This window comes from Kordia algicida OT-1, from assembly GCF_000154725.1.
Classification (GTDB): Bacteria; Bacteroidota; Bacteroidia; order Flavobacteriales; family Flavobacteriaceae; genus Kordia; species Kordia algicida.
The window spans coordinates 4,914,359-4,938,253 of the sequence record NZ_DS544873.1 but is presented as its reverse complement, the minus strand read 5'-3'; the positions used below and the strand labels follow the sequence as shown (position 1 = coordinate 4,938,253).

At 34.6% G+C, this 23,895-nt stretch carries 25 protein-coding genes; 19 read left to right on the top strand and 6 right to left on the bottom strand.

What is annotated here, in order from left to right:
- Window positions 1-92: 92 nt before the first annotated feature.
- Window positions 93-1,856, top strand: a complete 1,764-nt coding sequence (locus KAOT1_RS21270; RefSeq protein WP_040560207.1) for a M14 family metallopeptidase — start codon at window positions 93-95, stop codon at window positions 1,854-1,856.
- A 203-nt stretch (window positions 1,857-2,059) separates the two neighbouring features.
- On the opposite strand, the gene KAOT1_RS21265 is transcribed toward KAOT1_RS21270, so the two are convergent.
- Entirely contained in the window at window positions 2,060-2,641 is a 582-nt protein-coding gene (locus KAOT1_RS21265) for an NUDIX hydrolase (protein WP_040560206.1), read from the bottom strand.
- A 7-nt stretch (window positions 2,642-2,648) separates the two neighbouring features.
- Here KAOT1_RS21265 and pyrE point away from each other — a divergent pair, with 7 nt between their 5' ends.
- Both pyrE and KAOT1_RS21255 read left to right on the top strand, forming a co-directional pair.
- Window positions 2,649-3,293, top strand: a complete 645-nt coding sequence (gene pyrE, locus KAOT1_RS21260) for an orotate phosphoribosyltransferase (RefSeq protein ID WP_007096983.1) — start codon at window positions 2,649-2,651, stop codon at window positions 3,291-3,293.
- A gap of 22 nt (window positions 3,294-3,315) precedes the next feature.
- The gene (locus tag KAOT1_RS21255; RefSeq protein ID WP_007096982.1) at window positions 3,316-3,708 is read left to right on the top strand and encodes an SRPBCC family protein; all 393 of its coding nucleotides are present in this window, start codon (window positions 3,316-3,318) and stop codon (window positions 3,706-3,708) included.
- A 1-nt stretch (window position 3,709) separates the two neighbouring features.
- On the opposite strand, the gene KAOT1_RS23145 is transcribed toward KAOT1_RS21255, so the two are convergent.
- Both KAOT1_RS23145 and KAOT1_RS21245 read right to left on the bottom strand, forming a co-directional pair.
- The gene (locus tag KAOT1_RS23145; protein ID WP_157560241.1) at window positions 3,710-4,042 is read right to left on the bottom strand and encodes a hypothetical protein; all 333 of its coding nucleotides are present in this window, start codon (window positions 4,040-4,042) and stop codon (window positions 3,710-3,712) included.
- Between the two features lies 1 nt (window position 4,043).
- The gene (locus tag KAOT1_RS21245; RefSeq protein WP_007096980.1) at window positions 4,044-4,775 is read right to left on the bottom strand and encodes a biotin--[acetyl-CoA-carboxylase] ligase; all 732 of its coding nucleotides are present in this window, start codon (window positions 4,773-4,775) and stop codon (window positions 4,044-4,046) included.
- Between the two features lie 93 nt (window positions 4,776-4,868).
- Between KAOT1_RS21245 and rsfS the strand changes: the two genes are divergently transcribed.
- The 8 genes from rsfS to KAOT1_RS21205 all read left to right on the top strand — a co-directional run bounded on the left by rsfS (window position 4,869) and on the right by KAOT1_RS21205 (window position 11,092).
- Window positions 4,869-5,240, top strand: coding sequence for a ribosome silencing factor (rsfS, locus tag KAOT1_RS21240; RefSeq protein WP_007096979.1), 372 nt, complete (start codon window positions 4,869-4,871; stop codon window positions 5,238-5,240).
- Between the two features lie 18 nt (window positions 5,241-5,258).
- Window positions 5,259-7,196 (top strand): ATP-dependent zinc metalloprotease FtsH, encoded by a 1,938-nt coding sequence (ftsH, locus tag KAOT1_RS21235; protein ID WP_007096978.1) that lies wholly within the window; start codon window positions 5,259-5,261, stop codon window positions 7,194-7,196.
- A gap of 112 nt (window positions 7,197-7,308) precedes the next feature.
- Window positions 7,309-7,917 carry an LUD domain-containing protein gene (locus KAOT1_RS21230; protein WP_007096977.1) on the top strand — a complete coding sequence of 203 codons (609 nt, stop codon included), beginning with the start codon at window positions 7,309-7,311 and terminating at the stop codon, window positions 7,915-7,917.
- Window positions 7,918-7,919: 2 nt separating this feature from the next.
- Entirely contained in the window at window positions 7,920-8,744 is an 825-nt protein-coding gene (locus KAOT1_RS21225; RefSeq protein ID WP_007096976.1) for a phosphatidate cytidylyltransferase, read from the top strand.
- Complete coding sequence (locus KAOT1_RS21220; protein ID WP_007096975.1) at window positions 8,734-9,381, top strand: phosphatidylserine decarboxylase family protein; 648 nt, start codon at window positions 8,734-8,736, stop codon at window positions 9,379-9,381. The genes KAOT1_RS21225 and KAOT1_RS21220 overlap by 11 nt, the downstream gene beginning before the upstream one ends.
- On the top strand, window positions 9,381-9,641 hold the full coding sequence (locus KAOT1_RS21215; protein ID WP_007096974.1) for an acyl-CoA-binding protein: 261 nt from the start codon (window positions 9,381-9,383) through the stop codon (window positions 9,639-9,641). The genes KAOT1_RS21220 and KAOT1_RS21215 overlap by 1 nt, the downstream gene beginning before the upstream one ends.
- Window positions 9,631-10,503 carry a CPBP family intramembrane glutamic endopeptidase gene (locus KAOT1_RS21210; protein WP_007096973.1) on the top strand — a complete coding sequence of 291 codons (873 nt, stop codon included), beginning with the start codon at window positions 9,631-9,633 and terminating at the stop codon, window positions 10,501-10,503. The genes KAOT1_RS21215 and KAOT1_RS21210 overlap by 11 nt, the downstream gene beginning before the upstream one ends.
- A 160-nt stretch (window positions 10,504-10,663) precedes the next feature.
- Window positions 10,664-11,092 (top strand): organic hydroperoxide resistance protein, encoded by a 429-nt coding sequence (locus tag KAOT1_RS21205; protein WP_007096972.1) that lies wholly within the window; start codon window positions 10,664-10,666, stop codon window positions 11,090-11,092.
- 402 nt (window positions 11,093-11,494) lie between these two features.
- Here KAOT1_RS21205 and KAOT1_RS21200 read toward each other — a convergent pair whose 3' ends face one another.
- A complete protein-coding gene (locus tag KAOT1_RS21200) occupies window positions 11,495-14,131 on the bottom strand; it encodes a valine--tRNA ligase (protein ID WP_007096971.1) in 2,637 nt (878 codons plus the stop codon).
- Window positions 14,132-14,323: 192 nt separating this feature from the next.
- On the opposite strand from KAOT1_RS21200, the gene KAOT1_RS21195 reads away from it, so the two are divergent.
- Window positions 14,324-14,749 carry a DUF1573 domain-containing protein gene (locus tag KAOT1_RS21195; RefSeq protein WP_007096970.1) on the top strand — a complete coding sequence of 142 codons (426 nt, stop codon included), beginning with the start codon at window positions 14,324-14,326 and terminating at the stop codon, window positions 14,747-14,749.
- A 254-nt stretch (window positions 14,750-15,003) separates the two neighbouring features.
- Here KAOT1_RS21195 and KAOT1_RS21190 read toward each other — a convergent pair whose 3' ends face one another.
- Window positions 15,004-16,305 (bottom strand): aspartyl protease family protein, encoded by a 1,302-nt coding sequence (locus KAOT1_RS21190; RefSeq protein ID WP_007096969.1) that lies wholly within the window; start codon window positions 16,303-16,305, stop codon window positions 15,004-15,006.
- A gap of 228 nt (window positions 16,306-16,533) precedes the next feature.
- On the opposite strand from KAOT1_RS21190, the gene KAOT1_RS21185 reads away from it, so the two are divergent.
- Entirely contained in the window at window positions 16,534-17,727 is a 1,194-nt protein-coding gene (locus tag KAOT1_RS21185) for a pyridoxal phosphate-dependent aminotransferase (protein WP_007096968.1), read from the top strand.
- Between the two features lie 9 nt (window positions 17,728-17,736).
- The gene (murB, locus tag KAOT1_RS21180; protein ID WP_007096967.1) at window positions 17,737-18,753 is read left to right on the top strand and encodes a UDP-N-acetylmuramate dehydrogenase; all 1,017 of its coding nucleotides are present in this window, start codon (window positions 17,737-17,739) and stop codon (window positions 18,751-18,753) included.
- 277 nt (window positions 18,754-19,030) lie between these two features.
- Here the strand turns inward: murB and KAOT1_RS21175 are convergent, their stop codons facing one another.
- Window positions 19,031-19,549: a DUF4136 domain-containing protein gene (locus KAOT1_RS21175; protein ID WP_007096966.1), complete on the bottom strand. Its 519-nt coding sequence runs from the start codon at window positions 19,547-19,549 to the stop codon at window positions 19,031-19,033.
- Window positions 19,550-19,663: 114 nt separating this feature from the next.
- On the opposite strand from KAOT1_RS21175, the gene KAOT1_RS21170 reads away from it, so the two are divergent.
- From KAOT1_RS21170 to lipA, 5 genes are all read left to right on the top strand, one after another.
- A complete protein-coding gene (locus KAOT1_RS21170; RefSeq protein ID WP_007096965.1) occupies window positions 19,664-19,867 on the top strand; it encodes a hypothetical protein in 204 nt (67 codons plus the stop codon).
- 18 nt (window positions 19,868-19,885) lie between these two features.
- Window positions 19,886-20,986 (top strand): glycosyltransferase, encoded by a 1,101-nt coding sequence (locus KAOT1_RS21165; protein WP_007096964.1) that lies wholly within the window; start codon window positions 19,886-19,888, stop codon window positions 20,984-20,986.
- Window positions 20,977-21,534, top strand: coding sequence for an RNA polymerase sigma factor (locus KAOT1_RS21160; RefSeq protein WP_007096963.1), 558 nt, complete (start codon window positions 20,977-20,979; stop codon window positions 21,532-21,534). Before KAOT1_RS21165 ends, KAOT1_RS21160 begins: the two co-directional genes overlap by 10 nt.
- Window positions 21,531-22,748, top strand: a complete 1,218-nt coding sequence (locus KAOT1_RS21155; RefSeq protein ID WP_007096962.1) for an Nramp family divalent metal transporter — start codon at window positions 21,531-21,533, stop codon at window positions 22,746-22,748. Before KAOT1_RS21160 ends, KAOT1_RS21155 begins: the two co-directional genes overlap by 4 nt.
- 157 nt (window positions 22,749-22,905) lie before the next feature.
- Entirely contained in the window at window positions 22,906-23,781 is an 876-nt protein-coding gene (gene lipA, locus KAOT1_RS21150; protein WP_007096961.1) for a lipoyl synthase, read from the top strand.
- Window positions 23,782-23,895: the final 114 nt, after the last annotated feature.

Sequence of the window (23,895 nt, the reverse complement as noted above, 5' to 3'; positions counted from 1 at the left end):
TAAAAATATCTTAACCTTTGTTTTATATCTTCTTTTAAAAAAGCAACGTTTTTATTTTTTTGTTTATGTTTGATGAGCCAAAACCAATTCTTATGAAAAAAGTAGTTTTTCTTCTTTGTATTTCTATCTTTTTTGCTTGTGATGCTGAAAAAGAAAAAACAACAATAACTCACGATTTTACAACAATATTTGAAAAATCTGGTGGAACACAAACACCAACCTATCCAGAAGTTATTCAGTATTACGAGAACTTAGCAGAAAGCTACTCAGAAATTCATCTAGAATCCATTGGGCTTACAGATTCGGGCAAACCTTTACACCTAGTGACATATAATCCTAGCGGGAATTTTGATTTTGAGAACATTCGCAAAGAAAAAACTATTTTATTAGTCAACAACGGAATTCATCCTGGAGAAAGTGATGGAATTGACGCAACCATGATGCTTTTGAGAGATTTGGCAAACGGCACCAAAAAAGCACCAAAAAATATAGTAATTTCTGCGATTCCTGTGTATAATGTTGGAGGAAGTTTGAATCGTAATTTTGGCACAAGAGCCAATCAAAATGGTCCAGAAGCATATGGTTTTCGCGGAAACGCTAAAAATTATGATTTGAATCGTGATTTTATCAAATCTGATACACGAAATGCCAAAGCTTTTGCACAAATTTTCCACAAAGTACAACCCGATGTTTTTGTAGACAATCATGTGAGTAATGGTGCCGATTATCAATATACTTTGACACATTTATTTACACAGCACAACAAATTAGGTCATGAAGCAGGCGAATTTTTACATAAAACCATGATGCCCGATTTGGAAGCGACATTGCAAAAAAATAGTTGGGACATTACGCCGTATGTAAATGTTTTTGGGCGTACGCCAGAATCAGGATTTTCGCAATTTATGGATTCGCCAAGATATTCTACAGGATACACAACCTTATTTAACACACTTGGTTTAATGGTAGAAACACACATGCTAAAACCTTACAAACAGCGCGTGGAAGGAACATATGCTTTGATGGAAGCACTAATTGAAAATATTGAAACGAAACATCATCAAAACATCAAATCGATTCGTAAAAAAACACATGAATCCTTTGTAAATACTGAGACTTATCCTGTTCAATGGGAATTGGATAGAAGTCAAGAAACTACATTAAATTTTAAAGGTTATGAAGGTACTTTTGTGAAAAGTGATTTGACAGGACAAAAACGCTTAAAATATGATGACACCAAACCATTTACCAAAGAAGTTCCATATTACAATTATTTTAAAATAAAAAAAGAAGTTACGGTACCAAAAGCATACGTAATTCCGCAAGGTTGGCACAATGTCATAGACTTGTTAACATTGAATAATGTTGTGTTGAATACGATTGAAAACGACACAATTATTGATGTAGAAACTTATCATATTAAAGATTTTAAAACCTATCCAAATCCGTTTGAAGGACATTATACACATTACAATACTGAAGTTTCTAAAACTCTGCAAAAAATTAGCTTTAACAAAGGTGATTTTATAGTTAAAACCAATCAACCTGCATTTCGTTATTTGTTAGAAACACTCGAACCCGAAGCTGTAGATTCCTTTTTTAACTGGAATTTCTTCGACACTATTTTACAGCAAAAAGAAGGATTTTCTGCGTATGTTTTTGAAGATGAAGCCAAAGAATTATTAGCAAACAATCCGCAATGGCAACAAGAATTTGAAGCAAAGAAAGCTTCCGATGATATGTTTGCCAAAAGTGCTTCGCAACAATTACGTTGGATTTACAAAAAATCACATCATTACGAAAAGGCACATTTGCGGTATCCTATTTTTAGGATTGTTAGATCGTTAGATCGTTAGATCAAAAATAAAAAAGTCTAAAAGTCTAAAAATCTAAATTGTCTAAGCTCCTGAAAGTGTTTTTTATTAAAATGAATCAAGATGATAGAGTCAGGATATTTCTAAAAAAATCGTATTATTTGAATATGAAACTTTCTCAAGAAGAAGTCCAAAAGCGTCAGCGCGTCTAATATTCTAAAAGCGTAGCGTTCTAACAATCCGCATTAAAACAACAACTTTATATTCTCATACGAATTTAAGAGCGCTTGCTGCGTTTCCGCTTCGTTTTTCCAAGCTACTTCCATAATGCCTTCGTCTTCTTGTGGAAAAAATTCACCTTCATAGGCAGTTTCCATAGCATACCAATAAGTTAGCTTCAATCGGTATTCGCCATTTCGTTTAAAAACGTGATACGTTTGTAGTAAAAAGTCTGTGATTTTCAATCCGTTTACGCCAGTTTCTTCTTCCACTTCTCTAACGGCGGTTTGCTCTATATTTTCACCTTTTTCGGTTTTTCCTTTGGGCAAATCCCACTTTCCGTTTCTAAAGATAAACAAGACTTCTCCTTTTGTATTTTTCACCAAACCGCCCGCAGCTTCTACCACAGGAAGCTTTTTGTACAATAATGGTAATAATTCTTCTCCGTTATCGTGATAAAGTATGGCTTTGTCGATTTTTCCAGAAGCCATTTTCCCTATAAGCCACTCAAAATCAACATCTTTCAACAGATATGTGTCGGAAATTTCACTCTTTTCAACTTCATTTGATAAAATTATGAGCTTTTCATTGATAAAAACTTTATACATTTGCATTATGATTTTTGATAAAAATACAGCTAAAAAGACTGCCGAATTGTTGTTGCAAATTAACGCAATTAAATTACAACCGCAAGAACCTTTTACTTGGGCTTCTGGTTGGAAATCGCCAATATATTGCGACAACCGAATTACGCTATCATTTCCACCGATACGTAATTATCTTAGAGAACAATTTGCCAAGCATATTGAAAAAGAGTATGGAAAACCTGATGTAATTGCAGGTGTTGCTACTGGCGCTATTGGAATTGGGATTCTTGTAGCCGAATATTTAAGCGTTCCTTTTGTGTATGTACGACCAGAAGCAAAAAAACATGGAAGACAAAATCAAATTGAAGGATTTATTCAAAAAGGACAAAATGTGGTCGTTGTTGAAGATTTGATTAGTACAGGAAAAAGTAGTTTAAACGCTGTAAAAGCACTAGACGCCGCCGAAGTAAATGTAAAAGGAATGGTTGCTATTTTTTCTTATAATTTTGATATTGCTAAAGAAAATTTTGAAACGGCTAAGGTAAATTTACATACTTTAAGCAATTATGAAAATCTCTTAGAACAAGCTTTAGATACCAATTACATCACATCATCAGAACTAGAAACTTTAGAAAATTGGCGAAAAGATCCTGCAAATTGGAATGCTAATTGATTAGATATCGAAAAATAATAATATGAACATAGAAAGCCCAAAAGTCACCGTAAATAAATCTCCTCAAGAACTTTACGATTTTTTGACGAATGTTGAAAATTTTGAAAAACTAATGCCTGAAAGCATCAGTAAATTTGAAGTATTGGCAGAAGGAAAATTTCTTTTTGCACTAAAAGGAATGCCAGAAATCGTATTGAAACTCAAAGAAAGTACACCACCAAACAAAGTTGTTTTGGGTGCTGCTTCCGACAAATTACCATTTACACTTACTGGAGACATTCAGGAATTAGAAGAAGGTAAAAGTGAAGCACAATTGCTTTTTGAAGGCGATTTTAATCCCATGATGGCAATGATGATAAAAGGTCCTATTGGTAAATTTGTAAATACGCTCGCTGAAAATATGAGTAAGTTATAATTTAAAATAAATATTTTTTTAAAAGCTGAATAAAGTGATCTTTGTTCAGCTTTTTTGTTTTAAGTATTTTAGGAAAATCAGCGAAGCGATCCAAAAGCGAAGCGATCCAAAAGCGAAGCGATCCAAAAGCGAAGCGATCCAAAAGCGAAGCGATCCAAAAGCGAAGCGATCCAAAAGCGAAGCGATCCAAAAGCGAAGCGATCCAAAAGCGAAGCGATCCAAAAGCGAAGCGATCCAAAAGCGAAGCGATCCAAAAGCGAAGCGATCCAAAAGCGAAGCGATCCAAAAGCGAAGCGATCCAAAAGCGAAGCGATCCAAAAGCGAAGCGATCCAAATCAATACAACAACTTAATCTCTTTCAAATCAAACTCAGCCATAATTTCATCTTCCAATAATACATTCAACTTTCCATCATCAGCTACACCTTGAATAAATCCCATAAACATATTACCTGTTTTATCTTTAAAAGTTGAAGGTTTATCTTTTCGGAATAATAACGATTCATATTCCATTTTCAATATTTCAAAAGAACGCGCAGTAATCAATTCAGAATATTTTTTTAACTGTCCTGCAATCTGAAACATCACTTCATCCAAATCAAAATGAATTCCTGTACGCTGTTTTAAAGAAGTTGCATTTGGTAGTGCTTCAAAATTTGTTTGATTGACATTTAAGCCAATTCCAATAATAGCTGCTGTCATTTTGCTATTTTGTATGACATTTTCAATCAAGATTCCACATATTTTTTGATTCTCTGACAAAATGTCGTTTGGCCATTTGATCGTCAATTTCGGAATTTGAAAATGTTTCAACGCGTTATAAATCGCCAAAGAAGTAGCGATACTGATATAAAATCCTTCATCATTCTCTAGACAAGAAATCTTTTTAAACACACTAAACGTAAGGTTTTTGCCTTTTTCAGAATCCCAAACAGTTCCCATCTGACCTTTCCCTGCGGTTTGAGAGGCAGCGATGACAATTGTAAAATCATCCAGTTTTTGTTCCCAACTTAACTGTCTTAAAAAGGTATTTGTGGAGTCAATGGCATCAAGTTTGATTATTTTCATCGTATATTTAAAAAATCTTTAGATATTCTTATGATAAAGGAGTTACAAATAACATTTAAAAGTAATACTTTTGTATAAAATATAATTAATTGAATGACAAAAACTAAGGTTAGTACGGATCAATTGATCACGGGAATCATAAAAGGGATAGAAGAAGTAAAAGGAAATGATATCACCATCTTAGACTTACGCGAAATTGACAATACAGTTTGTGACTACTTTATAATATGCAATGGTACTTCAAATACGCAAGTAAATGCCATTGTAGGTTCAGTACAAAAAATGGTTAGTAAAGAATTAAAAGACAAACCATGGCACATTGAAGGAGCTGAAAATGCCGAATGGGTATTAATGGATTACGTTAATGTAGTAGTGCATGTATTCCAAAAACACATCCGTGAGTTTTATGACATAGAAGGACTTTGGGGAGATGCTAAAGTAACTTCTATTCAAGCAAATTATTAAAAATTACATTTTGATTTAATGGCAAAAGACAACAATAACATGACAAAAAAACCTAAATTCAATGCATATTGGATTTATGGTTTGATCGGAGTTTTTCTCCTTTTTTTAGTATTCTCTAATGGCTCAGGAGGAGACGATAAAGTTACTTTTTCTAAATTCAAGGAATTAGTACCAAACAATGATATTCAAAAAATTAAAGTATTTACCAATGCAGGTTTTGCAGAAGTATATCTAAAAGAAGGTGCAGCTTCCAAAGACGCATATAAAGAATTGGTAAACAAAAAAGGAAATCTCTTTTTAATGGGAGATACGCCTGATTTTACTATTAAATACTTAAATCTTGAGAATTTTGAAGAATATCTAAATGAAGTAAAGGAAGAAAAAAATCTTGATTTTGAAATCGCTCCCGATCAACAAAACAACACCGTTTCCAACTTTATTTTCAGCATCTTACCGTTCGTTTTAATTATTGCAGTTTGGATTTTCATCATGCGTAGAATGTCTGGCGGAGGCGCTGGTGGCGGAGGCGGACAAATTTTCAATATTGGGAAATCGAAAGCTAAACTCTTTGATGAAAAAACGGATATCAAAGTAACATTTAAAGATGTTGCCGGATTAGAAGGTGCAAAAGAAGAAGTTCAAGAAATTGTGGATTTCCTGAAAAACCCTGAAAAATATACCTCTTTAGGAGGAAAAATTCCAAAAGGAGCACTATTAGTAGGACAACCAGGAACTGGTAAAACATTACTTGCAAAAGCCGTAGCAGGAGAAGCAAAAGTACCGTTCTTCTCGCTTTCAGGTTCAGATTTCGTAGAAATGTTTGTAGGAGTTGGAGCTTCCAGAGTTCGTGACTTATTCAAACAAGCCAAAGAAAAATCGCCTGCAATCATTTTTATTGATGAAATTGATGCTATCGGTCGTGCTCGTGGAAAAAACAATTTTACAGGTTCTAACGACGAACGCGAAAATACCTTAAACCAATTACTGACAGAAATGGACGGTTTTGGCACCAACACAAACGTTATTGTAATGGCAGCAACAAACCGTGCAGATATCTTAGACAAAGCTTTAATGCGTGCTGGACGCTTTGACAGACAAATTTATGTTGATCTTCCAGACATTCGTGAGCGTAAAGAAATCTTCGAAGTTCACTTAAAACCACTTAAAAAAGCAGATAATTTAGACACAGATTTCCTATCAAAGCAAACGCCAGGTTTCTCTGGAGCAGATATTGCAAATGTTTGTAACGAAGCAGCATTAATCGCGGCAAGAAAAGGAAAGAAAGCTGTTGAAAAGCAAGATTTCTTAGATGCTGTAGATCGTATTGTTGGTGGATTGGAAAAGAAAAATAAAATCATCACGCCAGAAGAAAAGAAAACAGTAGCGTTTCATGAAGCTGGACACGCAACGGTAAGTTGGTTGGTAGAACATGCCGCACCGTTGGTAAAAGTTACCATTGTACCAAGAGGACAATCACTTGGAGCAGCTTGGTACTTACCAGAAGAACGTATGTTGGTTCGTACAGAACAAATGCTAGACGAAATGTGTGCTACTTTGGGTGGACGTGCCGCAGAGAAAGTTATCTTCGATAAAATATCTACAGGTGCGTTGAGCGATTTGGAAAAAGTAACCAAACAAGCACGTGCTATGGTAGCCGTATATGGTTTAAATGATAAAATTGGAAACCTTACGTATTACGATTCTAGCGGAAACGACAATGGTTTCTCAAAACCGTATAGTGAAGAAACTGCTAAAACAATTGATGAAGAAATCTCGAAGATTATTGAAAACCAATACCAACGAGCAATTCAAATATTAGAACAAAATAAAGACAAACTAACAAAGCTTGCCGAATTACTTCTAGAAAAAGAAGTTATTTTCAAAGATGATTTAGAAGGAATTTTCGGAGCAAGACCGTTTTTAAAATCTGACGCTTCTAGCGATTCAGAAGAATAGTTCGTCTTTTATAATATATTTCACTTTAAATAATCTCGATTTATCGCTAGCATAAGTCGAGATTTTTTATCTTTACATAAATTTTTCCTAATTATAAACTACAATTGACTCTATGAGTCTTTTTAAGAAAATTTTCGGCTCCAAAACCAAACCTCAACAGGAAAGCGCTCCTGCGAACGAGCGTGGAAAATATATGCCACAAATTGAACTTCCAATTGATGAACGTTTTACCATCAACTTTCGTAAAAATGGAGGAAAATTTCTATACTGTGACTCTTTTACAGATGTTTACAACAGTTTAGAAAATATTCTCATGGAAAATGGTTGGGAAGGGAAAGAAGCCTTATGCTTTGACGAGCAACTTCAAGAACGATTTGACAATTTCGATTTAAAATTCTCACGCATCAACATGAATGCAAGTTTTTATTTGGCTTCGTGTGAATATCTAATTGCCGACAATGGTTCTATCTTAGTTTGTTCCAACCAAATAAAAGAAAAAAAACTCAACGATTTGCCTGACAATTTTGTCATTCTTGCCACAACAAGTCAACTCGTTGGTGCCATCGGCGAAGGTTTGCGCGGTATCAAAAATAAATACAAGTCTAATATTCCTAGTAACATTACTACAATAAAGCATTTTCAAGTGCAGGAAGAAAAGGACTTTTTATCCTATGGAAGTAGCTCAAAAAACTTATATTTGCTGCTTCTGGAAGACCTCTAAAAATGAAAGAATTTTTAACTCGATCTTTAGCTGGATTAATTTTTGTTGCACTACTAATTTCTTCAGTATTTCTATCACAAACAGCTATTTTTGCTGTCTTTACCATATTTGGGCTCTTGTGTATGTTCGAGTTTAGCAAGCTTATTGAGCTTAAAGGATTTATACAATACATCGTATTTTTAGCTTTTTTAAGCGTTTTTGTATTTTGGAAACACTTACAACCTGAGTTAAAAATAGAAGAAGCCACCATGATTTTACTGGTCTTTTCCATTTTTGTTTCTTTATTTCTTATCAGAGATTTATTCTCAAAAAAAATAATTCCCGAATTCAAATTCAAAAAATACCTACTTGTTTCTTTTTATATGAGTAGTAGTTTTGCTTTTTTATTATTGATACCAAACGCAACAGAAACCTACGAACCATATATTATTCTAGGAAGTTTTCTCTTAGTTTGGGTAAATGATTCGTTTGCATATTTAATTGGTAAAAAATTCGGAAGACAGAAATTATTTGAACGCATCTCACCCAAAAAAACGGTAGAAGGTTTTTTAGGCGGATTACTTTTTTCTTGCATTGCTAGTTATTTTATATATAAATTTACAGATACACCACTGAGTTTCAGCAGTTGGCTTATCTTAGCAATCATTATAAGTTCTATTGGAACGATTGGCGATTTAATTCAGTCAAAATTTAAAAGACAAGCCAATGTAAAAGATAGCGGATCAATTATGCCTGGACATGGCGGAATTTTTGACCGATTGGATAGCATGATATTTTCAGCGCCATTTATTTATTTGTTTTTAAAGATATTACACTATGTTTCATAAAGAAGGATACAAAATCATTATTGTAACATTTATTATTGTTGCGGCTGTCGTGATTACAGCAGATAAGATTGATACCGCTTGGATAAAATACCTTTTGCAAGGAATTGCCGTGGTATTTTTAATTTTAATTTTACAATTTTTTAGAAATCCATCGCGTAACACGCCAAAAAATGATGCGCATGTCATTGCTCCGGTTGACGGAAAAGTGGTTGTGATTGAAGAAGTATTTGAAAAAGAATACTTTAAAGACAAACGTTTGCAAGTTTCTATCTTCATGTCGCCAATTAATGTACATGTAACGCGTTATGCTATTAGCGGAACGGTAAAATACAGCAAATATCATCCTGGAAAATATCTAGTTGCTTGGCATCCAAAAGCTTCTGAAGAAAATGAACGCACTTCTGTGGTGGTTGAAAACGAAACGTATGGTGCCATTTTATACCGACAAGTCGCTGGTGCATTAGCAAAAAGAATCGTAAATTATGCCGAAGAAAATGCAGCTGCAATACAAGGTGAAGATGCTGGATTTATAAAATTTGGATCGCGTGTCGATTTATATTTACCGCTCGACACCAACATAAAGGTAAAACTCAACCAAACAGTAAAAGGCGGAATAGACGTAATTGCAATGAAATAATGGGTTCCTCAAAGTTAGACATAACATTTTTTGAAGCCGTAGAACGTGTCAATAACAGTACGGAATCTTTTCCTGCGGATTTTTTATTGCGATTGTATGCATATTACAAACGTGCAACAAATAATGACGATAAACCTAGCAGTCGTCGACCAATAATCAATGCATTTAAAATGAACGCGTTGTTGCAAACACAAGATATTTCTCCTGAAGAAGCAAAAAAAGCATATATCGAATTGGTAAACTCCTATTTTGAAAGCTAGTAAAACTATCTTCTTACCAACTTGGTTAAAACTATGTTTATTTATAATCACATGGTTTTTCTTTCTTATTGTTTTTGAAATTAGCAGTGCTTTTATCATTCCAGACACATTAGAATTTAGCTTAAAGCCTGACACGATTCCTTTTCGTATCATTCGGCATTCATTTCAACTTTCTGCTACCATTCTAAGCATTTGGCTATTTACACGCTTTATAGATAAAATTCCTTTTAAATCCTTAGGTTTTTACCTGAAAAACAGATGGAAAGATATCCTTTTCGGAATCATACTAGGTTTTATAGTTATGGCGTTTGCTTATGTTTTGTTGGAGAATTTACATGAAATCACATATACATCTTTAAATGTAAAAATTGAAGATATCATTTACAGCATCATCTTTTTTACATTAGTATCCTTATTAGAAGAAATACTATGTAGAGGTTACATATTAAATCGTCTACTAGAAACCAACAATAAATACATTGCCTTAACAATTTCTTCGGTCATTTTTACAGCATTGCATTCGTTCAATCCGAATATGGCAGTTGTTCCTGTTTTGAATCTTTTTTTAGCGGGAATTCTCTTGGGAATCACTTACATCTACACAAAAAACTTATGGTTTCCTATTGCATTACATTTTAGCTGGAATTTCTTTCAAGGTCCAATTTTCGGTTTTGAAGTTAGCGGACAGGAATTTTATTCCGTGATTCAACAAACACGTACAGAAGATAATCTACTCAACGGCGGAAGCTTCGGATTTGAGGGTTCATTATTGGCAACTTTTATCCTACTTTTTGTAATTTTTCTTCTTTGGAGATATTACGAAAACAAATCAAAGCATGCGTTCAACGGAGTCAAAATATAGTATTGTACTACTTACATATATCTGCAATTTTATAATTAAAAGGAATTTCTGCTAAAAAAAAGAACAACAAATAGCTGTTTTATGAGAATTTTAAGATCATACATTTTATAAAGAATAGATATGATAGTATCTTTAAGGAATTAACAATAAAAAGAAAAAAATGAAAACATTATACGAAGCTACTACGCAAGCAATTGGTGGTAGAGAAGGAAAAGTACATTCAGAAAACAGTCCAATAGATTTCAATTTATCTGTCCCAAAATCTATGGGCGGAAATGGTGGTGACGGCGCAAATCCTGAACAACTTTTTGGCGCAGCGTATGCAGCCTGTTTTGGAGGCGCAATACAATCTGTTGCTAAAAACGAAGGTATTGATATTAACAATGAAGAACTAAGCGTCACCGCGATTATTGGTTTCTGTAAAGATGACGATGGTTTCTTCTTAGAAGCAACGTTAGACTGCTACATTCCTGGTGTTGATTTAGAAACTGGAGAAGATTTGGTAGAAAAAGCACATAAAGTTTGCCCGTTTAGCAAAGCTACACGTGATAATATTACTGTAAACTTAAATTTATTGTTGGACGAATAAACATTTGTCTCACATAAATTGTAACTCATAAAAAATCGTCTAGAAAGTAATTTTTAGGCGATTTTTTTAGCGTCAAGAATCTAGATCGTTGCGCTTTTGGATTTTAGATTTTTTCTAAAAAAAATTAAATTATTTGAAACGTCTTTGCGAACGTTTTGTAAAAACGTGTAGCAATCTGTTTGTTTCAAAAATGATTTTGTGCATCAACTAAAAACAGATTACTTCGTCATTCTTCCTCGTAACGACGTTTCATAAATATTATGTTTATCATTCAATTTCAAAAAAACAAAAAATGAGCGTCAGCGAGTCACACATAAGTGAGCTATCGAGAACTCCCATTTTCAAATTAAAATATTTTTAAACCTCCAAATTAGAAGATTGTTACATTAAAAAATCAATACATTATTTTAGCGAAGCGAGACTCGCTTTCAACGTTTCAATTTTTGCTAATGCATTTGCTTCTTTCTGCTTTTCGTTAGCTACAACTTGCTCAGGGGCATTGTTTACAAAACGTTCGTTTGATAGTTTTTTACGGGCAATTACCAATGAACCTTCTACATATTCCAACTCCTTCGTTAACTTTTCAATTTCTGCTTCAATATCAATTGCGCCTTCCATCGGAATAAAATATTCATTCGATTTTACACGGAATGACAATGCGCCATCAAGCTTTTCAGTACTGTATGTAATATTTTCAATGTTTCCAAGCTTTACGATTACTGAATCTAAATCTGCCGTAAGCTTTTCAGTATTGATAACTGTCAATGCCAACGCATCTTTTTGCGGAATGTTCTTTTCTTTACGAATGGTTCGGATTCCAGAAACAACATCTTGAATCATTTCAAAATTAGCTAACAAGTCTTCATTAATCGCTCCGCTTTTTGGCCAGCTAGAAACTACTAATGCTTCTTCTTTGGTACGAGTTGTCATACGCTGCCAAATATCTTCCGTAAGGAACGGCATAAACGGATGTAATATCTTTAAATTTGCTTCAAATAAAGAAATTACCGTATCATACGTCGTTTTATCAATTGGCGAACCGTAAGTTGGTTTTACCATTTCCAAGAACCACGAACAGAAATCATCCCAAACGAGTTTGTACGAAATCATCAACGCATCTGAGATTCTGTATTTACTGTATTGATCTTCCAATTCTACCAACGCTTTTTGAAGTTTTGATTTGTACCAATCAATCGCAATTTTAGCAACTTCAGGTTGTGTAACTTCGTCACTTACTTCCCAAATTTGCGTTAGATTATACGCTTGGAAAATTTTATTGGCAAACTTTTTTCCTTGATCGCAGAGTGATTCGTCAAATAACAAATCGTTTCCAGCAGCAGCACTTAATAACAATCCTACACGAACGCCATCAGCTCCGTAATTTTCTATCAACTTTAAAGCATCAGGAGAATTTCCTAATGATTTTGACATCTTACGACCTTGCTTATCGCGCACCAAACCTGTTAAATACACATTCGTAAAAGGTTTCATGTCACGATATTCGTATCCAGCAATAATCATTCGGGCAACCCAGAAAAATAGAATGTCTGGTCCAGTTACCAAGTCATTTGTTGGATAGTAATATTTAATTTCTTCGTTTTCAGGGTTTCGGATTCCATCAAAAACACTCATTGGCCATAACCAAGATGAAAACCAAGTATCGAGTGCATCTGCATCCTGACGTAAATCGTCCATTGTTAAGTTTTCGTTTCCAGTAGCCGCTTTTGCTAATGCCAAAGCTGCTTCTTTCGTTTCCGCTACAGCGAAATCTTCTTTTCCATCACCAAAATAGTATGCAGGAATTTGTTGTCCCCACCAAAGTTGACGTGAAATATTCCAATCGCGAATATTTTCCATCCAGTGACGATAGGTATTTTCAAACTTTTTAGGAAATAAATTAATATCACTATCTTCTCCTAAAACGGCTTCAATGGCAGGTTTTACCAAATCGTCCATTTTTAAAAACCACTGATCGGATAATCTTGGCTCAATCACAGCTTTTGTACGCTCTGACGTTCCAACTTTGTTGATATGCTGTTCTGTTTTGATTAAGAACCCTTTTTCTTCTAATTCTTTTGAAATTTCTTTACGAACTACAAAACGATCTTTTCCTTCGTAATGCAATCCGAAACTATTCAGCGTAGCATCTTCATTGAAAATATCAATTACTTCCAAGTTGTGCTTATCGCCTAAAACCTTATCGTTTTCATCATGCGCAGGTGTTACTTTTAAGCAACCTGTACCAAATTCAATATCAACATAATCGTCTTCAATAATCGGAATAACTCTGTTTACCAAAGGAACAATCGCTTTTTTTCCTTTTAAATGTGCATAACGCTCATCTTCCGGATTGATACAGATGGCAGTATCTCCCAAAATCGTTTCTGGACGTGTGGTAGCTATTGTTACTTTTTCATCGCTTCCTTCAATTGCATACGACAGATAGTACAAGTTTCCTTGCTTTTCTTCGTAAATTACTTCTTCATCAGAAAGTGTTGTTTTTGCTTCTGGATCCCAATTTACCATACGATATCCGCGATAAATCAAGCCTTTATTGTATAAATCAACGAAAGTTTTAATTACCGAAGCTGACATATCGTCATCCATTGTAAATTTCGTTCTGTCCCAATCACAAGAAGCTCCTAATTTTTTAAGTTGCTCTAAAATAATACCGCCGTGTTTATGCGTCCATTCCCAAGCATGGGTTAAAAATTCTTCACGTGTCAGGTCTGACTTTTTGATGCCTTCTTGCTTCAATTTATTTACAACTTTTGCTTCGGTTGCAATAGAAGCATGATCGGTTCCAGGAACCCAACAAGCGTTGAATCCTTTTAATCGCGCACGACGAATCAATACATCTTGAATGGTATTATTCAGTATGTGTCCCATGTGCAAGACTCCTGTGACGTTTGGTGGCGGAATTACAATTGTATACGCTTCACGTTCGTCTGGTTCTGAATGAAAGTAGTTGTTTTCCATCCAATATTGGTACCATTTGTCTTCGATCTTACTTGGATCATACTTTTTCTGAATACTCATTTTGGTATTGTTTTTGTAATAATAGTTTGCAAAAGTACTTATATCTGTAGTATTTAAAAAGTGTTTTATCACATTTGCATTTAATTGTTAAATATGTGCATGTAATACAGATTAGTTTGTATTTTGTGAAACAATTTTTGTGAGATTACAAATAAGTACCTAATTTTACACTAATACTAAAAAATAAGAATGATGAAAAGAATAGCAATATTATTGTTTGTTGGTTTGTTTACCTTCGCTGTACAAGCACAGGAAAAAACTGCAAAAATAAAGTTTAAAACAGAAGTTATTGATTACGGAACGATTGAGAAAGGTGCAGATGGCGTTCGTGTATTTGAATTTACAAACACAGGAGATGCACCATTGGTTATTACAAGAGTATATTCTAGTTGTGGATGTACCATTCCTAAAAAACCAGACGCTCCTATTTTACCAGGAAAAACTGGCGTAATTGAAGTGAAGTATGATACGAAGCGTGTTGGACCAATTAGAAAGACAATTACCGTTTATTCTAATGCAGATGAGCCAACGAAAGCAATCAAAATTAAAGGAAAGATTGTTGACCCAAGTAAGGAAAAAAGCATTATGATGAAAGACAAATCAGAGCTTGGATCGTAATTAAAAATATTATATAAATGGAAAATGCCTTGTCAATTTGATGAGGCATTTTTTTGTTTTGGGTTTTGTAAAATTAAAAAACGTTAGTGAATCAGCGTACTTCTCGATACAAAATTCTTTCATTTCGACTCTGCTCAATGTGCAGAATTTTACTCGAAGTGACGTCTAGAATCCAAAATACCAAAGCGAAGCGTGACCAACATACCAACAGCGATAGCGTGTCTAGCAGTCTAAAAGGCAAAGCTGCGTCTAAATCAAAGCACTTCTTTCAAGCGAAATTCAAATTTTAATTCCGTTTGACCACGTACAATTCTTAGTCGTATTTTTTTGTTTTCTTTTCCTTCTAACATTCCTGTGACTTTGTTCAGCGAAAGTCGGTCAACCGTACGTCCGTTGATGGAAATAATGATATCACCTTCTTTAAGTCCGGCGAGTTCTGCGGGCGAATTTTTACGAATCTCTGCAATTTCGTATGCTTTTACCAAACTAAACTTATTGTAATGTTCATATACAACGCTTACCTCTCCAAGATTCGTACTGTTTCCACCACGTCCGTAGTTGGTGTGAATAGAATTGTTTCTTTTTTTAACCTCTTTTATGACACGCATACCGTTGTGTTGCAATTCTATACCACTCATATTGTAATGAAAAGGATCTGAGAAATATTTACTTTTTCGCAATCGGATGCGATTGTTTCCATAATCGAAAATAACTTTGAAGCGTTTTAAAATTTCGCCACCAATGCTTCCATTACGTTCTTTAAAGTTTTTTACATATGTAATCGCCGTAGAATCAGGGAAAGCAACTTTTGCATTTTTAAAAGAGAAATCGCCCATGTGAAACTTTTTTACACGTGATCTTGTTCCGTAGATACTTCCGCTCAAACCTCGCCCTAAGAAATCATCAAACTTCTTTTCGGGTATTTTAATTTGTTTTTCTTCATCTTCAAACAACCACAATGCGTCGCTTCCGCCAGAATCAATTAAAAGTTTTACAGGAATATTTGGTGCTTTTTCATCTTCAATAGCAACATTTACGTCAATGTAAGGCTTATTATTTCGAAACGTAAGTGGCAAATCGGTACATTTTCTGCAATTGCTGTATTCGTAGGTTTCAGGATTGTAAAACTTTATTCGTTCAGAATTGTAATTTATTTCCACAATAAAATCTTTAAAAACGTCATAGCCAATAATTCCATGAATGGGAACGCCCAAACGTGTAGACATATTGATTTCTTTATCGAGAATGATGTATAATTCTAAATTGCGTTTTAGGATATCATTAATTTTAAAAGAATTTGCTCGTGCTTTTACAGCTTCAATCGCTTCTCCTGAGCCCAAACCGCGAAGATGCATGCGTTCTGTTTGTTCAATGGATAGAGAATCGCCTGGATTTAGACTGAACATGATGGGTTTATTTACTCCAGAATCTAACAAGAAAGACATTTTGACACCATTAATTTCAACAGGGATTACAATAAGATTATTTATCAATTGAAACGACACAGAAGCCTTTTCTTTATCGTTTAAAATCTCAAAATTATCTTGTGCTTGCATACTACCGCAAATACAAATAAGGAGTAAAATAATATGTTTCTTTACTGTTTGCAATGAATGAGAGGATATTTGGTAACAAACTAATATACAAAATTTCCATTTTTTATCCGAACAAAATACATTTTTTAACGTTGATAAAATATATTGTGATGTGTGTAATTATAACACTAAATTAAGCTGTTTTTATAAATTTATTTTGCATTTTTGTCTTTCACAAAACTCTAGATTATGCCAACTATTTCCAACAAAGGAATTGCAATGCCACAATCACCAATTCGTAAATTGGTTCCGTATGCTGAAAAAGCGTATAAGCAAGGTAAAACTGTATACCATTTAAATATTGGACAACCTGATATTAAAACACCACAAATAGCTTTAGATGCTGTAAAAGTTCACATGCTTGATGTCTTAGCATACACAAAATCTGATGGTTCGGAAGCGTATCGAGAGAAAATTGCCAACTATTACGCAAAGCATGATGTTAATATAGCTGCTGATAATATTATTGTAACTACTGGCGGAAGTGAAGCCTTGGCATTTGCTTTTGGAAGTACGATGGATGTTAATGATGAAGTAATAATTCCAGAGCCATTTTACGCAAATTACAATGGTTTTTCTGTCGCTGCTGGTGTAAAAGTTGTACCTGTAATTTCTAAAATAGAAAATAATTTTGCTTTGCCACCAATTGAGGAGTTTGAGAAATTAATCACCCCAAAAACGAAAGCAATCTTAATTTGTAATCCTGGAAATCCAACAGGATATTTATATACCAAAGAGGAAATTCAAAAACTAGCAAAAATTGTCAAAAAGCACGATTTATTTTTAATTGCTGATGAAGTATACCGCGAGTTCGCCTACGACGGAATGGTACACTACTCTATTATGCAAGAACCTGATTTGGAGAATCACGCCATTATGATTGATTCTGTCTCAAAACGTTATAGTATGTGTGGCGCACGAATTGGCTGTATTGTTTCTAAAAATAAAGAAGTGATGGCAACTGCGATGAAATTTGCTCAGGCACGTTTGTCGCCACCTACATTTGCTCAGATTGCTAGTGAAGCGGCTTTAAAAACTCCACAAAGTTATTTTGATGATGTCATTGATGAATATGTAAGCAGAAGAAATACCCTAATTGCTGGTTTAAAAGAAATTGAAGGTGTTCGTGTGGCAAACCCAAAAGGTGCTTTTTATTGCATTGCAGAATTGCCCGTAGAAAATGCTGAAGATTTTGCAAAATGGTTGTTGGAAAGTTTTGATTATGAAGGACAAACCATCATGGTAGCTCCTGCTGCTGGATTTTATTCTTCGCCAAATACAGGATTGAATCAAATAAGAATTGCATATGTTTTAAATGAAAACAGTTTGAAAAAAGCTGTCAACATTCTAAAAGAAGCTTTAAAAGCGTATAACGCATCATAAAACGACACTTTGGTTTCTATACAACATAACGTTTCTCTAAAAGAATTCAATACGTTTGGTATTGATGTAAAAGCTTCACATTTTATTTCTATTGAAAATAAAGCACAATTAATAGAAGCATTACAATTACCACAATTTTCTAAGTATTTTATTCTTGGTGGCGGAAGTAATATGTTGCTTACGCGCAATTTAGAACTTCCCGTATTACACATCAATAGCAAAGGAAAAAAAGTGATTGAAACTACTGAAACTGATGTTTTAGTCGAAATTCAAGCAGGAGAAAATTGGCATGAATTTGTACTTTGGTGTATTGAAAATAATTATGGTGGCGTTGAGAATTTATCTTTAATTCCAGGAAATGTAGGAACATCACCAATTCAGAATATTGGTGCGTATGGTGTAGAATTGAAAGATACATTTCACAGTTGTACAGCAATCGATATTGAAACTCAGGAAGAAAAAACATTCACACTTTCAGATTGTAAATTTGGCTACCGAAATTCCATTTTTAAAAACGAAGCCAAAGGAAAATATATTATTACTGCTGTAGTGTTTAAATTGACTTCTAAAAATCATAAGTTAAATACTTCTTACGGAGCAATTCAACAGGAATTGGAAAGTAACAACATTTCAAATCCTACGATAAAAGATGTGAGTGACGCTGTGATTGCCATTCGTCAACGAAAATTACCCGATCCAAAAGAAATTGGAAATAGCGGAAGTTTCTTTAAAAATCCTGTCATTCCAAAAGCAGAGTTTGACATTTTACAGCAAAAACACGAAAACGTTCCGCATTATGTAGTGTCTGACACCGAAATTAAAGTTCCTGCAGGTTGGCTCATTGAGCAATGTGGTTTCAAGGGAAAACGATTTGGAGACGCTGGTGTGCATAAAAATCAGGCATTGGTTTTAGTCAATTATGACAATGCTTCCGGAGAACAAATTCTGGCATTAGCCAAAAAAATACAAGCAACTGTTTTAGAGAAATTTGTCATTACTATTGAAGCAGAAGTAAATGTTATTTGATTCGCTTCACTTCGACAAGCTCAGTGCAAGCGCTTTTAGACTCGTTCCCGCGTAGGCGGGAATCTGTTATACCGCTTTGCTGCTAGATTTTGTTTTTTTGATTGAAAGATTTTTTATTTTAAAGAATTCTCGACTGCGCTCGAATTGACATTTGGTAAATCAAAGACTATTTTTCGTCACTGCGAGGAGTTTGCGACGTGGCTGTCTGTTTGTCATAGCGCAAAATCGTTTTTTGAAGTAATTCAAAATTCAACATTTAAAATTTAACATTTCACAACTACCGTTTCGGCGGATATCCTTTTAAAACTTTCAGCAAAATCCTTCTAAAATAAGCTTCTCGTTCTTCTGGTGTGGCTTTTTCTTTGTAATAACCTTCGGCAACTGCTTGCCAATACAAATCGTCTTCGCGAACATCTACAAAATCAAACACCAATTGCTGATTTAGTTTTGCGTTGATTGGCAATCCGATGGAAATTCCGCCGCCAGCGTTTCTTCCACCACCGCCAACTCCGACACCAACACCACCATTTTGATTCGGCTGAAAAGCACTTGTTTCAATATTGATATAAAAATCGGGCGTTGCTGTTCGCACAAATCCGCGTGATTGCAGAATAGAATCTGCTTGACGAAATAAACGTTTGTTGTCTAAATCGCTCAAACCCGTGTCAATATCTGGATAGAAATTGTATGTTTTATATTTTTCAAAATTCACTTTCTTATCATAGTCATACATCACTCTTGGCGTTGTACATGCAACAAACAAGATGAGTAATAAAAGTGTTCCTAAGTACTTCATAGCGTTTATTTTTCAATTAAAAAACCTACGACAAGATAGCAATAAATATTCCATAAAAAGCCGTATCTTTGCAAGACATTTATTGAAGACAAAATTCATAAAATAAAATTACTGATGAAACTTGTATTATTAACAATTGGATTATTATTACTAGGTGTTGCTGGAATTGCAATTAAACTTTGGGCAAAGAAAGATGGGAAATTTGCAGGAACTTGCGCGAGTCAAAATCCAATGTTAAACAAAGATGGTGACGCCTGTGGGTTTTGCGGAAAAACACCCGATCAATTTGACACTTGCGCTGAGCCACAACACCAATAAATAGTTTTCCATTTTTTGATGATTACAATTTTCTTCTACGCTTTTATAGCCGTTGCCGCTATTCAAGTTGTTTACTTTTTACTTTTTGGCACATTCGCTTTTGCGAAGTTGAAACGACACAAGCAACACAACTTGCCTGTTTCGGTAATTGTATGTGCAAAAAATGAAGCTGAAAATTTAAAAACGCTTATTCCTGAGTTGCTACAACAAGCATATAAAAATTATGAAATTGTTTTAATCAACGATGCATCTTCCGATGAAACCCAAGATGTTATGGAAGCTTTTCAACAAGAAAACAGCAATATCAAACTGGTAAATGTTGAAAATAATGAAGCCTTTTGGGGAAATAAAAAATACGCACTTACCCTAGGAATTAAAGCCGCAACCAACGATTATTTGGTATTTACAGATGCAGATTGTGTACCTACTTCGAAGAATTGGCTGACTGAAATTACACAACATTTTTCAAGCACTAAAAAGATTGTCATTGGTTATGGCGCTTATGCGAAAAAGAAATATTCGTTCCTAAATCTTTTGATACGTTTTGAAACTTTAATGGCAGCCGTACAAGCGTTCAGTTATGCAAAATTGGGCATTCCGTATACCGCAGTTGGTCGAAACTTGGCTTATCATAGAGATGAATTCTACAGAGTAAACGGTTTTATCAACCACATGAAAATCCGTTCTGGCGATGACGATTTGTTTATCAAAGATGCTGCAACAGGTAAAAATACCGCCATTTGTTTCTCTAAAAATAGTTTTACAATTTCACAACCAAAATTGAGTTTCGGCGCGTGGTTTCAACAAAAAAGAAGACATGTTAGTACGTCATCGCATTATAAATTTATTCACAAATTTTTATTAGGCACTTTTTACATCACGCAAGTTATATTCTGGATATTGGCGATTTTTTTACTCTTTACAAAAATCTGGATGTTAACTTTAGGAGTTTTTGGAATTCGTATTTTATTACAATATACAATTATCGGATTTTCTGCAAGCAAACTTAAAGAACAAGACACGTTATATTTGCTTCCCATATTAGAACTCTTTTTAGTTATCATACATTTTGGTATCTTTATAACGAATATGACTTCAAAACCCACGCATTGGAAATAGCCGAAACGATTCTGAAAGCATACATACAAAAAGCAAAAATGGGCAACCAAGTCGCTTTTAATTTTCTTCTAAATTCTTTTTGGAATGATGTCTATGGTTTTCAACTAAAACGTGTTCAAAACGAAAACGACGCGGAAGATATTACCATTCAAACGTTTTCTAAAGCTTTTGATAAAATTGATACGTTTGACGAAAAGTACAAGTTTAAAACCTGGCTAATTACCATTTCTAAAAATGTGCATATTGATTTTCTTCGCAAAAAGAAAAAACACATTGAAACGACAGAAGAACAAGAGGAAGAAGTATATCAAATTATTGACGACGGACCAACGCCAGAAGATAAAATTATTACCGAGCAAAATTTAGCCAAGCTGCTGCGCGATATTAAAAAACTGAAACCGCATTATCAAGAAATCATCAATTTACGCTACTTTCAAGAGTTGAGTTACAAGGAAATCTCAACGCAATTGCAAGAACCGATGAGCAATGTAAAAGTAAAATTGTTGCGTGCTAAGAAGTTATTGGCAGAAATTATTCAGAAAAAATGAACGTTTCCTTCCTTAAAAAACTAGGTCCAGGATTACTATTTGCAGGCGCGGCAATTGGCGTATCGCATTTGGTAAATTCAACAAAAGTTGGTGCCGAATTTGGCTTTGGATTATTGTGGGCGTTGTTATTAGTAAATTTGTTTAAATATCCTTTCTTTCAATTCGGTCCACGTTACGCTGCCGCTACAGGCGAAAGTTTGCTAGATGGTTATAAAAAGTTAAGCAAAGGGTTGCTTGTCGCCTATTTCATATTGTCATTTGCCACCATGTTTACCATACAAACCGCTGTCACCATTGTCACAGCTGGTTTAGCTTCTCAATTATTTGGCATTGAATTGTCAATGGAAATTTGGAGTACAATTATCACACTGATTTGTTTGGGAATCTTAACCGCAGGACGTTATTCTTTCCTCGATAAATTAATGAAGGTTATCATCATTATATTAACTATAAGTACTGTTATTGCTGTGTTTTTCGCTGTTTTTAACGGAAATGAAGTCTTAAGTGCAGCACAAATACTTCCCACGGAAATTGGCGGCATTACGCTTTTAATTGTTTTTATGGGATGGATGCCTGCGCCGCTAGATGTTTCAATTTTTCATTCACTTTGGGCTATTGAAAAACGTCAGGAAGCAGAAGGTTTCACGCCAAAAAGAGCTTTATTCGATTTCAATTTTGGTTATATTGTAACCATCATTCTTGGAATTTGCTTTATGGCATTAGGTGCGTATATCATGTTCAATTCTGGAATTAAATTTTCTTCCAAAGGTGGCGAATTTGCATCACAACTTATTGAATTATACACAACAAGCTTAAATGAAAACGTATATATTATCATTGCAGTAGCAGCTTTTACAACCATGTTTAGCACTACTTTAACAACACTTGATGCTTCTCCGAGAGCGATGGCAAAAACGAGTCAGTTGTTGTTCGGAAAATACATCAAACACAGTTATATTTTTTGGATGTTGATTTTAGTTGTCGGAACCATTATCATCATGACACAATTTTTAGCAGAAATGGGCTCATTAATCTACATTGCTACGGTTTTATCGTTTGTCACTGCGCCTTTTTATGCAATTTCAAACTACATTCTCATCACAAGTAAACACACACCAAAAGCATGGCAACCCAAACTTGGCTTACGAATTTTAAGCTGGATGGGAATTTTGTTTTTGACAGGATTTTCTATTTGGTATCTTCTCATGTTGTAAAGATAGATGTTGGGTATTTGGTGCTTTTTGAGTTTAAGTGTATACGTCTATAAACCTTGAATTTTTAATCTTTAAATTTTTGAATTGAGCGAAGCGAACAACAACAAGATTCTTTGTATCTTTGCATTTCATATTTTCAATGAATAGAAAAGTTGCTATGAGTATAGAAACAAAAGCTAGTGTATTGCCTCCAAAAGGAAAACCGAAATGGCTTCGTGTGAAGCTTCCAACAGGAAAGAAATATACAGAACTTCGCGGATTGGTTGACAAATACAAATTAAACACAATTTGTACCTCAGGAAGTTGCCCAAATATGGGCGAATGTTGGGGAGAAGGAACGGCAACGTTTATGATTTTGGGGAATGTTTGTACACGCTCTTGCGGATTTTGTGGTGTAAAAACGGGACGACCAGAAACGGTTGCTTGGGACGAACCTGAAAAAGTAGCACGTTCTATTAAAATTATGAAAATTAAGCACGCAGTTTTGACTTCGGTAGATCGTGATGATTTGAAAGATATGGGAAGTATCATTTGGGCAGAAACGGTGAAAGCTGTTCGCCGAATGAATCCTACGACAACTTTAGAAACGCTGATTCCAGATTTTCAAGGAATCGAGCGTCATTTGGATCGTATTGTAGAAGTTGCTCCAGAAGTAGTTTCACATAACATGGAAACGGTGCGTCGTTTGACGCGTGAAGTGCGAATTCAGGCGAAATATGATCGTAGTTTAGGTGTGTTGAAATATTTAAAAGATCAGGGAATCAATAGAACGAAATCAGGAATCATGCTTGGTTTGGGTGAAAAAGAAGAAGAAGTAATTCAAACTTTGCACGATTTAAGTGAAGCCAATGTCGATGTCGTTACGATCGGACAATATTTACAGCCAAGTAAAAAACATTTGCCTGTACAACGTTTTGTCACGCCTGATGAATTTGACCGTTATCGTCAAATCGGACTCGATTTAGGTTTTAGACATGTAGAAAGTGGCGCGTTGGTGCGTTCTTCTTATAAGGCACATAAACATATAGATTAATTCTGAATGCTGAATTCAGAATTATGAATTTTGGCTAGTGGCGCTTCGCTTCTAGCCTTATACATATACCTTTTTTTCATTCCTTCAGAGGCAGGAATCTCTTTTTTTTGCCAC